This window comes from Acinetobacter sp. ABJ_C5_2, assembly GCF_044538485.1.
GTDB lineage: Bacteria > Pseudomonadota > Gammaproteobacteria > Pseudomonadales > Moraxellaceae > Acinetobacter > Acinetobacter nosocomialis_A.
Window position 1 is genome coordinate 18,813 of sequence record NZ_JBIUCS010000001.1, and the last position, 15,489, is coordinate 34,301.

General features: G+C 39.1%; 13 protein-coding genes. 11 read left to right on the forward strand and 2 right to left on the reverse strand.

Translation table 11 applies throughout. From position 1 onward, the window contains the following. The first annotated feature begins 214 nt into the window (after positions 1–214). From ACH8JV_RS00095 to ACH8JV_RS00115, 5 genes are all read left to right on the forward strand, one after another. Entirely contained in the window at positions 215–1,621 is a 1,407-nt protein-coding gene (locus ACH8JV_RS00095) for an amino acid permease (RefSeq protein WP_263614411.1), read from the forward strand. A 140-nt stretch (positions 1,622–1,761) separates the two neighbouring features. Further along, positions 1,762–1,986: a lipoprotein gene (locus ACH8JV_RS00100; RefSeq protein WP_068936861.1), complete on the forward strand. Its 225-nt coding sequence runs from the start codon at positions 1,762–1,764 to the stop codon at positions 1,984–1,986. Positions 1,987–2,008: 22 nt separating this feature from the next. Further along, on the forward strand, positions 2,009–3,259 hold the full coding sequence (gene lysA / locus ACH8JV_RS00105; protein WP_396519066.1) for a diaminopimelate decarboxylase: 1,251 nt from the start codon (positions 2,009–2,011) through the stop codon (positions 3,257–3,259). Positions 3,260–3,264: 5 nt separating this feature from the next. Continuing rightward, a complete protein-coding gene (gene dapF, locus ACH8JV_RS00110; protein WP_396519068.1) occupies positions 3,265–4,110 on the forward strand; it encodes a diaminopimelate epimerase in 846 nt (281 codons plus the stop codon). Positions 4,111–4,212: 102 nt separating this feature from the next. Then, positions 4,213–4,818, forward strand: coding sequence for an alpha/beta fold hydrolase (locus ACH8JV_RS00115; RefSeq protein ID WP_396519070.1), 606 nt, complete (start codon positions 4,213–4,215; stop codon positions 4,816–4,818). Between the two features lie 50 nt (positions 4,819–4,868). On the opposite strand, the gene ACH8JV_RS00120 is transcribed toward ACH8JV_RS00115, so the two are convergent. After that, on the reverse strand, positions 4,869–5,492 hold the full coding sequence (locus tag ACH8JV_RS00120; RefSeq protein WP_396519072.1) for a LysE family translocator: 624 nt from the start codon (positions 5,490–5,492) through the stop codon (positions 4,869–4,871). 163 nt (positions 5,493–5,655) lie between these two features. On the opposite strand from ACH8JV_RS00120, the gene xerC reads away from it, so the two are divergent. From xerC to gyrA, 6 genes are all read left to right on the forward strand, one after another. Then, on the forward strand, positions 5,656–6,543 hold the full coding sequence (xerC, locus tag ACH8JV_RS00125) for a tyrosine recombinase XerC (protein WP_396519584.1): 888 nt from the start codon (positions 5,656–5,658) through the stop codon (positions 6,541–6,543). Positions 6,544–7,008: 465 nt separating this feature from the next. Then, positions 7,009–7,758, forward strand: a complete 750-nt coding sequence (locus tag ACH8JV_RS00130; RefSeq protein WP_000646180.1) for an electron transfer flavoprotein subunit beta/FixA family protein — start codon at positions 7,009–7,011, stop codon at positions 7,756–7,758. Positions 7,759–7,775: 17 nt separating this feature from the next. Then, entirely contained in the window at positions 7,776–8,708 is a 933-nt protein-coding gene (locus ACH8JV_RS00135) for an electron transfer flavoprotein subunit alpha/FixB family protein (protein ID WP_272409704.1), read from the forward strand. Positions 8,709–8,785: 77 nt separating this feature from the next. Further along, on the forward strand, positions 8,786–9,628 hold the full coding sequence (locus ACH8JV_RS00140) for a helix-turn-helix domain-containing protein (protein ID WP_396519074.1): 843 nt from the start codon (positions 8,786–8,788) through the stop codon (positions 9,626–9,628). Between the two features lie 90 nt (positions 9,629–9,718). Beyond that, positions 9,719–10,678 (forward strand): MBL fold metallo-hydrolase, encoded by a 960-nt coding sequence (locus ACH8JV_RS00145; RefSeq protein ID WP_396519076.1) that lies wholly within the window; start codon positions 9,719–9,721, stop codon positions 10,676–10,678. A gap of 395 nt (positions 10,679–11,073) precedes the next feature. Further along, a complete protein-coding gene (gyrA, locus tag ACH8JV_RS00150; protein WP_396519078.1) occupies positions 11,074–13,788 on the forward strand; it encodes a DNA gyrase subunit A in 2,715 nt (904 codons plus the stop codon). A gap of 54 nt (positions 13,789–13,842) precedes the next feature. Here gyrA and ACH8JV_RS00155 read toward each other — a convergent pair whose 3' ends face one another. Next, positions 13,843–15,489, reverse strand: coding sequence for an ArnT family glycosyltransferase (locus tag ACH8JV_RS00155; protein ID WP_396519080.1), 1,647 nt, complete (start codon positions 15,487–15,489; stop codon positions 13,843–13,845).

Genomic DNA, 15,489 nt, shown 5'->3' on the forward strand with positions numbered 1-15,489 from the left:
ACTGGAAGGTGCGTTGTATTGCTATGTTCTTGTGCGTATTATCGGATTTAATTGTATGTATCTTGAAATTATCAGCCATACAGACAAAAATTGGTTAGCTGAAAAGTTGTCAAAAAATATACATTTAAAAAGATACCTGCAAATGGTGCGATATCGTCTTTTTGATTTGAATTTAGCTAACGGACTAAAAAAATTACTGGAGTGTATTCATAAAATGTCGAATCAAAATCTGAGCGACCCTCATGAACAAGGTGAGCTCCATCGTAGTCTTTCCAATCGGCATTTACAGCTGATTGCAATTGGTGGTGCCATTGGTACTGGATTATTCATGGGGTCAGGTAAAACGATTAGTCTTGCCGGCCCATCTATCTTATTCATTTATTTGATTATTGGTGTGATGGTGTTTTTTGTCATGCGTGCGCTTGGCGAATTACTCCTGTCAAATCTGACCTATAAATCATTTATTGACTTCACCACAGATTTAATTGGCCCATGGGCTGGTTATTTTGTGGGGTGGACCTATTGGTTGTGTTGGATCACGATTGGTATCGCCGATCTTTCTGCAATTATCTATTACCTGCAATTTTTCAATAACGGGCAGCCTTTCTCACCAATGGAAGGTGCAATGATTAGTGTGGCTGCTATTGTATTTATTATGGGTTTGAACCTATTAACTGTACGCCTATTTGGGGAGTTAGAGTTCTGGTTTGCGCTTATTAAGATTCTTGCGATTATTATTTTAATTGCAGTGGGTCTATGGATGATCTTTACCGGCTTTACTTCTAGTACGGGTGAGGTGGCTTCATTTACTCACTTGTGGGCAAATGGTGGTTTCTTCCCAACAGGGGTGCATGGCTTCTTGGCGGGCTTCCAGATTGCAATTTTTGCTTTCGTTGGTGTAGAACTTGTGGGAACAACGGCTGCTGAAACCAAAGATCCTGAGCGTAACTTGCCTAAAGCGATTAACTCAATTCCAGTTCGTATCATTATTTTCTACGTATTGGCATTGCTTATTGTAATGTCTGTAACGCCGTGGAACAGAATTGATCCGGCGATCAGTCCATTTGTAAACTTGTTTAGCCAAGCAGGTATTGCAGCGGCAGCAATCTTGATGAACTTAGTGGTATTGTCATCGGTGATGTCGTCAATGAACAGCGGTGTATTCTCAACAAGCCGTATGTTGTTTGGTTTATCTCGTGAAGATCAAGGACCGAAAGCTTTTGGTAAATTAAACAGACGTGCAGTACCTGCAAATGCATTGTATTTCTCTGCTGCGTGTTTATTGTTAGGTGCGGCATTACAGTATTTTGTACCAAACACAGTTGAAGCCTTCACACTTGCAACAACGCTTTCAACCATTTTGTTCATTTGCGTGTGGTTACTGATTATCTGGAGCTACATTCGTTATTACACGACGCGTCCTGAATTGCATGCTAAATCAACATTTAAATTGCCCGGTGGTTTATTTACCTGTTGGATCACGATTATTTTCTTTGTTGGCATGATTTATGTGTTGTCTTTAGAGCCAGACACGTTTAAAGCACTGAAAGTCAGTCCAATCTGGTTTGTTATCTTGATCATTGGTTATTTCTTCTTCTATAAACCACGTCATAAAAAATAATGAAATTGATGTGGTTATGACTAAACGCTGGCTGAAAAGCTGGCGTTTTTTATGCATATTGTTTTTCTATTCAAGTTTACTCTTTAGCCGCCTGCATGATCACGGTATACTGCATCGAATTGTTTAAATCAGGTGCTCAGATGCTTCGTGTCATTTGCCTCATCAGTTTATTGAGCAGCAGTATTTTGCTTACAGCTTGCGGTCAGTCAGGAGCATTACAGCTACCTTCTGATCCAAATTATGACAACCGTGCAAAATACTTGCTCTATCGTAATAAAGAATCAAAACAAGTTGTGCAAAAGGATGAAAAGGCTGAACAGCCAGTCGAGTCATCATCAGCTCCAACCCAAACAACTTCACCTTAAGCTTTGAAATAAGGACACATTCATGAGTTTCACCCGCATTAATGGAGTATTGCATGCAGAGCAATGTTCTCTAGAGCAGCTTGCGCAGCAATTTGGCACACCGTTATATGTTTATTCAAAAGCCGCTTTTGAAAAACATTATTTAGATATGGATCGTGCCTTTGACTTTATTGATCATCAAATCTGTTTTGCGGTGAAGTCTAACTCAAACTTGGCTGTTCTTAGTGTCTTGGCAAAACTTGGTGCGGGTTTTGACATTGTGTCTGGTGGTGAGCTGGCTCGTGTTTTAAAAGCGGGTGGGGATGCTTCTAAAATCGTATTTTCAGGTTTAGGTAAAACTGAAGTAGATATTGAAACATCACTTAATGTAGGTATTGCTTGTTTTAATGTCGAGTCTTATGCAGAGTTAGACCGCATTCAAAAAGTAGCTGCTCGTTTAGGTAAAAAAGCACCCGTTTCATTACGTGTAAATCCAGATGTCGATGCAAAAACGCATCCTTATATTTCAACTGGTTTAAAAGAAAATAAATTTGGTATTCCAAGTGATACTGTTTATGAAACCTATCAATACGCAGCTTCTTTACCTAACCTTGAAATTGTAGGTATTGACTGTCACATTGGTTCACAGCTCACTGAAACTAAACCATTTGTTGATGCTTTAGACCGTGTCATTGTGATGATTGATGAGTTGAAAAAACTAGGCATCAATCTTAAACATATCGATATCGGTGGTGGTTTAGGGGTTTGTTATAAAGATGAGACACCGCCAAGTGTTGAAGAATATGCGAACTCTATGAAACCTGCTTTAGAAAAATTAGGCTTAAAAGTCTATATGGAGCCGGGCCGTAGCATCAGTGCAAATGCGGGTGTACTTTTAACTAAAGTTGATTTGCTTAAACCAACGACACATCGTAATTTCGCGATTATTGATGCAGCAATGAATGATTTGATTCGTCCTGCTTTATATGAAGCTTGGATGGATATTCAGCCTGTTGTGCCACGTACCGATACTGAAGAAAAAGTATGGGACCTCGTTGGTGCGATTTGTGAAACAGGTGACTTTATTGGTAAAGATCGCGCACTCGCATTACAAGAAAATGACTTGTTGGCTGTACTTGGTGCAGGGGCTTATGGCTTTGTGATGAGTTCAAATTACAACACGCGTGGCCGTGCTGCAGAAGTCATGGTATCAGGTGAAAAGAGCTATTTAATTCGTGAACGTGAAACGGTTGAGTCGCTTTGGGAAAAAGAACGTTTATTGCCTGAGGAGTAAATGAGATGTTATTAGAATTTACCAAAATGCATGGTTTGGGCAATGATTTCATGGTGGTTGACCTAATTAGCCAAAGAGCTTATTTAGATACGGCAACCATTCAACGTTTGGCAGATCGACACTTTGGTGTTGGCTTTGACCAGCTTTTAATTGTTGAACCACCAGATTTACCAGAAGCTGACTTTAAATATCGCATTTTCAATGCAGATGGTTCTGAGGTTGAACAATGTGGTAATGGCGTACGTTGTTTCGCGCGTTTTGTACACGAGCGTCATTTAACCAATAAAACCAACATTACCGTGCAAACCAAAGCAGGTATTGTAAAGCCAGAGCTTGGGCAAAATGGTTGGGTGCGCGTAAATATGGGCTATCCAAAATTTCTACCAAATGAAATTCCATTTATTGCCGAAGAGCCAGAAGCTTTGTATACCCTTGAGTTGGCAAATGACCAAAACATTAGTATTGACGTGGTAAACATGGGTAACCCACACGCGGTCACTATTGTTCCAGATGTACTCACTGCAGATGTTGCTGGTATTGGCCCACAAGTTGAATCACATAAACGTTTTCCTGAACGTGTGAATGCTGGTTTTATGCAAGTGATTGATGATAAACATGTTCGCTTACGTGTATTTGAACGTGGTGTTGGTGAAACACTAGCGTGTGGTACAGGAGCATGTGCTGCTGCGGTAAGTGGTATGCGCCGTGGTTTACTTGCGAACTCAGTTGAAGTTGAACTTGCTGGCGGTAAGCTACAAATTGAATGGCAAGAAGGTGATGTGGTTTGGATGACTGGTCCAACAACCCATGTATATGATGGGCGTTTGGATTTACGTTATTTCCAAGGTTAATCGCATGGCCTAAATAGAAGCCTCTTTTCATCAGTTAAAGTGATAAAAGAGGCTTTCTTTTATATGTACAATAATTTTTTAATTTCATTACTTTATAAAAATATGAATAATTTAATTTTCTTACCTGGTGCATCAGGCAGTACGACATTTTGGCATCCTTTAATTGAAAAATTACCTCAGCAATACCGTACAAAAATTATTGGTTATCCCGGTTTCGGTGATACACCAGAATCTCTTGAAGTAAAAAGTTTTGAAGACCTAACAAATTATGTGGTCGACCAAATTAATGAAGAATCTATCATTGTTGCGCAATCTATGGGTGGGATTTTTGCCGTTGCCGCAGCGCTACAAAAACCTCATTTGGTGAAAGGGCTGGTCTTAATTGCTACTTCTGGTGGAATCAACCTTAAACGATTTAATGTTCAAGACTGGCGTGAAGCATACCGCCAAACATTTTTAAAATATCCAGATTGGTTTGTTACCACTCATGCTAACTATGAAGAGTTTTTGCCAGATATAAATGTTGAAACTTTATTAATCTGGGGCGATAACGATCCAGTAAGTCCTGTTCAGGTAGGTCAATATTTAAATCAAAAGTTTGAAAAGTCGACGTTATATGTTGTGAAAGGTGGGGACCATCAATTAGCAGAAAAACATGCCAATGAAGTTGCGGTCCAAATAGCAAACTACTTAAAAAACTTCATGTAAATCTTTAGCTATTATTTAGCGTGCTATGCGTTCGCACGCTTTTTTAAAAGTTATCTCTTACTGAAAGCTAATTTCAATGCGAACAACACAAAAATACTGCCTGTAATCCGGTCCATATATTTCACAAACTTAGGTTGTTTTAGATAACGTGAAAGTGGTTGCATGGCTAGAATTAATAAAGTTGACCATACTATTCCAATCACCACATGAATCATTACAAGTCCCATTACCCAAGTGACAGCCGATGCTTGGGCTGGAATGAACTGGGGAAGAAATGAAATATAAAAGATGCCTACTTTGGGATTAAGTAAATTGCCAAAGAAACCTTTAATGAACCAATTCTCTGAGGTAGAGCGATTTGAATTATTTTCTTGTATGTCTGCAAGTTGGCTACGTGGTTTTAAAATCATATTTAAACCCAGCCATGCAAGATAAGCAGCTCCCATCCATTTCAATAGATTAAAAGCTAAGTTTGAAGCCATAAGTAAGGCACCTAAACCGCAGGCCACGACAATTCCCCATACAATACAGCCAAGGCTAATTCCAAGAGCTGCTTGAAACGCTTTAGTTTTACCTTCAAGTGTAGCGGTGCGAATAATTAAAGTGGTATCTAAACCAGGCGTAAGCGTCAGTAAAGTAATGGCAATTAAATAAGGAATGAGTATGGTGGTCATGGCAGCAAGGTCCAATGAATACTTGGTATAAATTGTAATATATAAGTTAGATTCATTATGCTGTCCTATATGAAATTTTCCTCATCAAATAGTTTTTGGTACACTCAAAAAAATGGGCAAATAAATGGAGAGCAATTTGGATTTTGCATTACAACTGCTCTCGATGTGGTTAAAAGAAAGAAAAATTCAAAATCAGTCTGAGCATACAATCACGGCTTATGAGCGAGATGTGAAAAGCTTTCTTGAGTTCTGTGACTCAAAAAAAATTGATTTAAAAAATGTTGAAGCTTCAGATTTACGTGAATATCTGGCTCAGCGTGTTGAGCAAGACCAGTTAAGCGCAAGTAGCATGCAGCGTCATCTCACTTCTATTCGTCAGTTTATGAAATGGGCTGAACAAGGCAAATATCTAGAAATTAATCCTACTGACGATTTTAAGTTAAAACGCCAACCTCGGCCCTTGCCGGGCATGATCGATATAGAAACGGTTAATCAAATTTTAGATCAACCCATGCCGGAAAAACCAGTTGATCAGCAGCTTTGGTTGCGAGATAAAGCCATGTTGGAACTACTTTACTCAAGTGGTTTACGTCTCGCTGAACTACAAGGCCTCACAATTAAAGATATTGATTTTAATCGTCATCTTGTTCGTATTACGGGTAAAGGAAATAAAACCCGTATTGTCCCATTTGGGAAAAAGGCAAAAGAAAGTCTATTGAACTGGCTTAAAATTTATAAAATCTGGAAAGGTCATTTTGACCAAAATGCTTTTGTTTTTATTTCGCAGCGTGGTGGTGTACTCACTCCACGTCAAATCGAGAAACGTGTAAAACTTCAGGCACAACGAGCAGGTGTAAATGTCGACTTACATCCGCATTTACTTCGACATTGTTTTGCCAGCCATATGTTATCAAGTAGTGGTGATTTGCGTTCAGTTCAAGAAATGTTAGGCCATAGCAACTTATCGACTACCCAAATTTATACGCATATCGATTTTGATCATTTGGCTCAAGTGTATGATCAGGCTCATCCGCGAGCGACCAAGCATTAAGTTATTTAAGTTGAATTATTTATCAATACGCGACTTTGATTGCACTGAATAAGATGAATGTAGAGATCATTTGTACTTTTTTACAAATTTGTTTAAAAGAAATATGTGAAATTACCCAATTGACCATTTTGAACTTTGCACATTTTGTCGGCATATATGGCCTAAAAACGACAAAATTTGACTCATTTACAAGGCGCTTATGTTTCTGACTAATAAGGTAAATAAGATAAAAAGATAATAAAAATCAATGTATAAAATAGACTTTAAAAAGAATAAAATAAGGGCGAGTCAGGTGTGAAATTTTTTTTATGAACTGATGATTTCATTTTTTTTGTACTGTTCCAGAAAATTGTGACTTGACCGAAATGCCAAACACATTGCAAGATAGGGTACCTAAAAAATTTGAATTGAAGAGTTAATATACTTTTCTCAACATTTACTTTTGCTAGAACAGCCGAGGATTACATGAAGGCTCTTGTTGCTGTAAAACGTGTGGTTGATGCCAACGTTAAAGTTCGTGTTAAGCCGGACAATAGTGGGGTTGACCTTACCAACGTTAAAATGTCAATTAACCCATTTTGTGAAATCGCAGTGGAAGAAGCGGTTCGCTTAAAAGAAAAAGGAACAGTATCAGAAATCGTTGTTGTTTCTATTGGTCCTAAAGAAGCTCAAGAACAAATCCGTTCTGCAATGGCTTTGGGTGCAGACCGCGGTATTTTAGTTGAAACCACTGATGAAATTGGCGCTCTAGAAGTTGCTAAAATCTTAAAAGGTGTTGTTGATGCTGAGAAACCAGAACTTATCCTTCTTGGTAAACAAGCAATTGATGATGATTCTAACCAAGTAGGTCAAATGCTTGGTGCATTATTAGGTGCTGGTCAAGGTACGTTTGCTTCTGAAGTGAAAGTGGATGGCGGTAAAGTACAAGTGACTCGTGAAATCGACGGTGGTTTACAAACTGTTGAACTTGCGCTTCCTGCAATTATTACAACTGACTTGCGTTTAAACGAGCCACGTTATGCTGCATTGCCTAACATCATGAAAGCTCGTAAAAAACCGCTTGATACTAAATCTCCTGCTGATTACGGTGTTACAGCTGGTACTAAGCTTAAAACTGTTAAAGTTGAAGCTCCAGCAGAACGTAAAGCTGGCGTACAAGTGAAATCTGTAGATGAGCTTGTTGAAAAATTGAAAAATGAAGCGAAAGTGATCTAATACGGAAGGATAAAATCATGAGTATTTTAGTTATCGCTGATCACAACAACCAGACACTTAACGGTGCTACTTTAAACGTTGTTGCTGCAGCTCAAAAAATCGGTGGTGATATTACTGTATTAGTTGCTGGTTCAGGCGCTCAAGCAGTTGCTGACGCTGCTGCTAAAGTTGCTGGTGTAAGCAAAGTATTGCTTGCTGACAACGCTGCTTATGCAAACCAATTAGCTGAAAACGTAGCTGGCTTAGTTGCTGACTTGGCTAAAGGTTACAAATACGTTTTAGCTGCTTCTACAACGACTGGTAAGAACATTCTTCCACGTGTTGCTGCGCTTCTTGATGTAAGCATGATTACAGACATTATTTCTGTTGAATCTGCGAACACATTCAAGCGTCCAATCTACGCTGGTAACGCAATTGCAACTGTTCAATCTGACGAAGCAATCATTGTTGGTACTGTTCGTGGTACAGCGTTTGATCCAGTTGCTGCGGAAGGTGGTTCTGCTGCGGTTGAAACAGTTGGCGAAGTAAAAGATGCAGGCATTTCTAAGTTTGTATCTGAAGAAATCGTTAAACTTGATCGTCCAGAATTAACAGCTGCTCGTATTGTTGTATCTGGTGGTCGTGGTGTAGGTTCTGGTGAGAACTACCACAAAGTACTTGACCCATTAGCTGACAAGCTTGGTGCAGCACAAGGTGCTTCACGTGCAGCAGTTGATGCAGGCTTCGTACCTAACGATTTCCAAGTTGGTCAAACTGGTAAAATCGTTGCACCTGAGCTTTACATTGCTGTAGGTATTTCTGGTGCGATCCAGCACTTGGCTGGTATGAAAGATTCTAAAGTTATTGTTGCAATCAACAAAGACGAAGAAGCACCAATCAACAGCGTTGCTGACTACTGGTTAGTTGGTGATTTGAACGCTGTAGTACCAGAGTTAGTAAGCAAGTTGTAATTTACAGCTTGTCACTTATTCGAAAAACGCCCTTGTGCTATAACTAGCCAAGGGCGTTTTTTATTTAGATCATTATTATGAATATTAATCATTCCGCTTCCATCGAAGCTCATCAATTGCACCAGTCATTGGTGAGATTGGCGCGGGCAGATATGGCACGAGATTATTTATGTATTCGGTCTAAAAATCAGCATGGCCTTTCCAATATTAAAGTTAGCCAGTTGCATATGGGATTTATTCTATATGGGCAACAACAATTAAATTTTCAAACAAAACAAATCAATTTTAGTGCCGGCGATCTCTATATTATAAAACCCGATACGGTTATCGATGCAGTTAATCTGCCTGACCCTATAACGGGTGAATATCTCACTATTCTGGTGCCTATGTGTGACGAAGTCATTCAAGCCGCACAAATGATTTGGGCGAAGCCTGTAGTCGACAAAACCGAAGCAATATTAAAGTTTTCAATTGATGATTTCGCTACTTCTTTAACCGAGTGGCAAACGGCTTTGTTTAATCATGATGTGGTGAAAGCACGTTTATGTATTACCGCTATGCTTGTACAGTTATGCCAACAGCATTGTTCAGATGTGCTAATTGTACCGCCACCTAAATTGACGAAAATCATTCACGATTGGGTAATAGAGAATCCACAGCACCATTGGCAGTCTAGTGAGTTTGAAATGCGACTAGGTTTGAGCAGCGCAACACTTCGCCGCAAGCTTAGCCATGAAGATACGACCTTAAGAGAAACGATTACGCATGCCCGTCTTACTTATGCACTTGAGTTGTTGTATTCCAAAAAACTACCCATGAAAACCATTGCAGCCAAATCAGGATACCAGTCTGTTGCTATTTTTCGTGATCGCTTTGTAGAGCGTTATGGGATAGATCCAGCTGTTCTTGCTGCAGAATAAGTCAATTTGAGCGTTTCTTGTAGTTTATTGAGCGATTTAAATAGATAAAAACCAATAGAGTTAAAGTATGAAAATACCAAGGACTCTATGATGAAATCATTAAAATCACTTGCGATATTATTACTGCTGAGTGCCAGTACAGTTATACATGCAGAACAAAACCCAACCGTGCATCAGGTTGATGGTTATTTTTTACAACCAATAGGAAACCTTAAAGTAACGGCATTGTTTGATGGGGAACTGGGACTGCCTCGTAGTGATTTACTGGGTATTTCTGCTGAAAAAGCCAATCGACTGTTTGCAGAAAACTTTGTTCCTGTAGACGAGCATAATCAAATTGTCACGGATTTTTCTGCCTATCTTGTGCAAACGCCTACGCAAAATATTTTGATTGATGCAGGGACTGCAAAATGTTTTGGCCCAACTTTAGGTCATGTACGTGAAAACTTGAAGAAAGCAGGCGTACAGCCTGAACAAATAGATACGATTTTAATTACACATGCCCATCCCGATCACTTATGCGGTATTACACTCGATGGCAAAATGGCTTATCCAAATGCGAAAGTTTATCTAGCTAAAGAAGATGTAGATTTTTGGACATCGCCTGTTAATGAAGCAAAAGCCACTGATTTTTTTAAACCAATATTTAAAATGACGCGTGATGCATTACAGCCATACCAAAAGGCAGGGCAGTTAGTTGCGTTTACCAAATCCTCTTTTAATGTACCGAATGTTCAACTCATCGTGACTCATGGTCATACGGAAGGTCATTCTTCATACTTAGTAGATGGACAAAACGGACAAAAGTTCTTAGGTCTAGGTGATGTTGTGCACTACGGTGCGGTACAGTTTCCTTATCCTGAAGCAAGCTATAAGCCCGATACTGACTCGAAACTAGCTATATCTGTCCGTAAAGATATCTTTGAGCAAGCCTATAAAAACCATTGGTGGATAGGGGCAGCACATATCGCTTTTCCTGGCATTGGACACATTGGTAAAAGCTCAACAGGATACCAATGGATACCGGCTCAATATCGCCCTGTAAATTGATTCTTCAAAAAGCATAATTAGCTTTAAAAATGAACTCGGAATCTTTAACTCAAATAGTGCTAAGTTGAGCTAAGACGAAAAGTTAGATTCTTTAAATACATGAAATGTGTTCTAAAAAGAGCACTTTCATGCTGTTTATATTTTGGTCGAATAATTGAGTTTTAATGAATACATTTAAAAGTAGAAACCTATAATTTTAACTTATTAATTCTAATAGAATTTTTATTGTAAAAAAATGCTATTTTCAGATCGCTAAACTCCCAGTTATCGAGCAATTTATGCTATAGTATACAGCTATATTTTTTTCGATTTTAGTTCACTTTCCGGAACTAAATTTTTTGCAAGATCAAGACATATAAACGGATAGAAATATCTATCTGTAAGAAGGAGTATGCATGAGCGTATCGGAAATCCGACCGATTGCCATTGAGGACGAACTCAAGCATTCATATTTAGATTACGCAATGAGTGTAATCGTATCTCGTGCATTGCCGGATGTGAGAGACGGTCTTAAACCTGTTCACCGTCGTGTGCTTTATGCCATGCACGAATTGGGCAATGACTATAACAAAGCCTACAAGAAATCTGCTCGTGTCGTTGGGGACGTAATCGGTAAATATCACCCGCATGGTGACTCAGCTGTTTATGAAACCATTGTTCGTATGGCACAAGACTTTAGCTTACGTTATTTATTGGTTGATGGTCAGGGTAACTTCGGTTCGATCGATGGTGATAGTGCCGCGGCGATGCGTTATACCGAAGTCCGTATGACTAAGCTGGCACATGAGCTTCTTGCAGATTTAGAAAAAGACACAGTTGACTGGGAAGATAACTACGATGGTTCGGAACGTATTCCTCAGGTACTTCCGACACGTGTTCCAAACTTGTTAATTAACGGTGCTGCGGGTATTGCTGTAGGTATGGCAACCAACATGGCACCACACAACATGACAGAAGTTGTGAATGCATGTTTGGCTTATGCTGATAATCCGAATATTTCAATTGAAGGATTGATGGAATACATTACCGGTCCTGACTTCCCTACAGGCGGTATTATTTACGGTAAATCAGGTATTGTTGATGCCTACCGTACTGGTAAAGGTCGTTTACACATTCGCGGTAAATACCATTTCGAAGAAGATGAAAAGACAGGTCGTACGACTATCGTCTTTACTGAAATTCCATATCAAGTAAACAAAGCAAGAGTAATTGAACGTATTGCTGAGTTAGTTAAAGAGAAAAAACTTGAAGGTATTTCAGAGCTTCGTGATGAGTCTGACAAAGACGGTATGCGTATTGCAATTGACTTAAAACGCGGTGAAAACGCAGAAGTCGTTGTAAATAACTTATTCTTAAATACCCAGCTTGAAAACTCATTCAGCATCAACATGGTTTGTCTAGACAACGGACAGCCAAAATTGATGAATCTGAAAGATATTATTGCGGCATTTATTCGTCACCGCCAAGAAGTTGTGACACGCCGTACCATGTTCGAATTACGTAAAGCACGTGAACGTGGTCATATCTTAGAAGGTTTGACAGTTGCCTTAGCAAATATTGATGAAATTATTGAAACCATCAAAACTTCTGCTAACCCTGCTGAAGCGCGTGAGCGTTTACTTGCTGGTGAGTGGGCAGGTGGTGGTGTTATTTCATTACTTGAAAAAGCAGGTGCTATTTCTGTTCGTCCAGATGAAATTGAAGGTGAAGATCCAAATCGTCCATTTGGTTTAAGCGATTCAATTTACCGTCTATCTCCGACACAAGTAGGCGCAATTTTAGAATTACGTTTACACCGTTTAACAGGTCTAGAACAAGATAAGTTACACGCAGAATATACTGAAATTTTGGGTCAAATTGCTGAACTTACAGCCATTCTAAACGACTTCAACTTGTTGATGGGTGTGATTCGTGAAGAGTTAGCACAAGTATTACAACAATATGGCGATGCACGTCGTACTGAAATTGTTGAATCTCGTGTCGATTTCTGCCGTGAAGATTTAATTCCAGAAGAACAAGTGGTATTAACTGTTTCGCAAACGGGTTATGCAAAAACTCAACCACTTTCAGACTATCAGGCACAGCGCCGTGGTGGACGTGGTAAGTCTGCAACCTCTATGAAAGATGATGACTTTATTCAACATCTGATTGTGGCATCGAACCACGCGACTGTACTTTGCTTTACCAACGTGGGTAAAGTGTACCGTCTGAAAGTATTTGAGGTTCCTCAAGCATCACGTGGGGCAAAAGGCCGTCCAATCGTGAACTTGTTACCTTTAGATGCAACAGAAACAGTCACTGCTATCTTGCCTTTAACAGAGTTCCCAGAAAACCACTATGTGTTTATGGCGACAGCTTCTGGTACGGTTAAGCGTGTTGAGTTAGAACAGTTTGCAAACATTCGTTCAAATGGTTTACGTGCTATTGAACTGAATGAAGAAGATACCCTAATTGGTGTTGCGATTACTGATGGTAATCAGCAAATCATGTTGTTCTCTAACGAAGGTAAAGCAATTCGTTTTGCTGAAACTGACGTACGTGCAATGGGTCGTACAGCGAAAGGTGTACGTGGTATGCGCGTGAGCTTTGCAAGCAGTACTTTAAGCGAAGAAGATGTAGAAGTTGAAAACGATGAATCAGATGACAATGATGATTCAGCAGATTCAAGTCTAGTAAGTCGCATCGTATCGCTTGTCGTTGTACCAGAGACTGGTGAAGTACTGTGTGCGAGTGCCAACGGTTATGGTAAACGTACTCCTGTAAATGACTTCCCAACCAAGAAACGTGGTGGTAAGGGCGTTATTGCAATTAAAACAAGTGAACGTAACGGTGAGCTAGTTGGTGCAGTTTCTATTGATGAAACTAAAGAGTTATTGCTGATTTCTGATGGTGGTACGCTTGTTCGTACGCGTGCAGCAGAAGTTGCAATGACAGGTCGTAATGCTCAAGGTGTTCGTCTCATCCGTTTAAGCGAAGAAGAAACTCTTGTAGGCGTAGTTTCAATTGAAGCTGTAGAAGATGAAGAAGAACTTCTTGAAGGCGAAGTAGATACGACTGAAACCGATAGCGAAGAAGTTGTATCTAATAATGAAGATACTTCTGAAGAGTAAAACGTTTTAAAATAAAAAAGGAAGCTTAGGCTTCCTTTTTTATTTCTGATTTATTTATTTTGCTGAATGGAAAATAAACACATCATAGTTTCGGTAATGCAAAGTTTTTACTGATGGATCTTTAGTTGCAAAATTATTAGGTTGGCTTACCACAATCAAATCTTGCTTTTGAACTAGAGCATCTTTGAGCTGCTGTTCGCTCCACAAATACTTTTTAAGTTGTGGCTCAAATAACAAGCCATCTTTAATTTCTAAAGAAGCGCTATCAGAGTGAATACTGTCCCATTCATTGACAATATAAACAGGCTGTTTAAGCTGTAAAAGGAAAGGTACATCATAAAAATAGTAATTGTAGAAAACTATTTTTGTAGATGGGGTGATGTACTCAGCAAAATCTGTTTGGCCCACATTGTTTTTAGTATCTAAAATACGAACAGCAAAAGGAACCGAACTACATAGAACAATTAAACTCATAAAAATATAGTTTAAATAGCTCACTTTCTGCTTTTTATATAAGCATACTAAAACCAGTGGAAGCACAATTAACAGTGTACCAATGGTGTAAATGAATATGGCTTGATGTTGAAAAAATGGTTGATTCGCACGTAGAAAATGTGGGGTGGCCACAATACCAATCCCAAGAATCATAATAAATACAGGAGTACCCCATACCTGTAATTTGGTTTTATAACTGCTTTCAAGAACCTTATTTATCACAAGTGCCAAGAAAATAGTAAGGGGTGGTACAGCAGGTAAAATATAGCCCGCTAGTTTAGAAGGTGGAATAGAGAAGAAAACCGTAACAGAAATAAACCACCATACAAGCAAGGCAAATACACCCGATTGCTTATAATCTTTAAAGACGGACTTAATAGACTCAAATCTACTTGCAAAAAACCAAGGTAAAGAACCGACAAACAAAATAAGCAGATAGAAGCACCACGGTTGCTTATTATTAAATTCTTTTGAACTGAATCGACTAAATTGTTGGTCAATAAAGAAATAATGTAAAAATTGAGGATATTTGCTTTGTACTGCGTACAACCATGGGCTAACAATAAGTAAGAATAGCAAGATAGCCAATGGATTGAGAAGAGAAGGTATTTTTTTCCATTGTTTTGTGTAGAGTAACCACGGCAACAGGATCATACCTGGAATGAGAACACCAATAAGACCTTTACTTAGAAAGGCGGCTGCACCAGCGACATAACCTAAAAATAAAATAGGTTTTCGTGCAGAAATGGTGAAATCAGCAAAGCATAAAACGCTTAATGTAATCCCCGATGCTACTAATAAGTCATGGTTAATATACTGGCTACTACCAAAAAAAAGCAGGTTGGTCGCTAAAATAATAACCGTAAGCTGTGCTACGCCTTCCGAAATATGTTTTTTTACAAATAAGAATAGACCCACTAACATGAGGGTACCAGCTAAAACAGGTACTAACCGTAACACCCAGACATGTACACCAAAAAGTTCCATAAACATAGAACTTAACCAGTGTAGTAGTGGAGGTTTATGCATGAATGGCAAACCATCGATTCGTGGAGTTAACCAATCTCCAGATTCGACCATAGCTCGGCTAATATCTCCATAGCGGCCTTCGTCAGGTACAGATAGAGGTCTTATCCAGGAAAGAAGAAGTAACCAACACGGTAAAAAAAATAATAAAAATTTGGAATTACGAAGCCATTGCTGCAT

Coding starts and splice junctions, on each gene's coding strand:
- ACH8JV_RS00120 (WP_396519072.1), bottom strand. CDS start 5,492: ATGACCACCATACTCATTCCTTATTTAATTGCCATTACTTTACTGACG.
- ACH8JV_RS00140 (WP_396519074.1), top strand. CDS start 8,786: ATGAATATTAATCATTCCGCTTCCATCGAAGCTCATCAATTGCACCAG.
- dapF (WP_396519068.1), top strand. CDS start 3,265: ATGTTATTAGAATTTACCAAAATGCATGGTTTGGGCAATGATTTCATG.
- xerC (WP_396519584.1), top strand. CDS start 5,656: ATGTGGTTAAAAGAAAGAAAAATTCAAAATCAGTCTGAGCATACAATC.
- ACH8JV_RS00095 (WP_263614411.1), top strand. CDS start 215: ATGTCGAATCAAAATCTGAGCGACCCTCATGAACAAGGTGAGCTCCAT.
- ACH8JV_RS00115 (WP_396519070.1), top strand. CDS start 4,213: ATGAATAATTTAATTTTCTTACCTGGTGCATCAGGCAGTACGACATTT.
- ACH8JV_RS00100 (WP_068936861.1), top strand. CDS start 1,762: ATGCTTCGTGTCATTTGCCTCATCAGTTTATTGAGCAGCAGTATTTTG.
- gyrA (WP_396519078.1), top strand. CDS start 11,074: ATGAGCGTATCGGAAATCCGACCGATTGCCATTGAGGACGAACTCAAG.
- ACH8JV_RS00130 (WP_000646180.1), top strand. CDS start 7,009: ATGAAGGCTCTTGTTGCTGTAAAACGTGTGGTTGATGCCAACGTTAAA.
- lysA (WP_396519066.1), top strand. CDS start 2,009: ATGAGTTTCACCCGCATTAATGGAGTATTGCATGCAGAGCAATGTTCT.
- ACH8JV_RS00145 (WP_396519076.1), top strand. CDS start 9,719: ATGAAATCATTAAAATCACTTGCGATATTATTACTGCTGAGTGCCAGT.
- ACH8JV_RS00155 (WP_396519080.1), bottom strand. CDS start 15,489: ATGCAGCAATGGCTTCGTAATTCCAAATTTTTATTATTTTTTTTACCG.
- ACH8JV_RS00135 (WP_272409704.1), top strand. CDS start 7,776: ATGAGTATTTTAGTTATCGCTGATCACAACAACCAGACACTTAACGGT.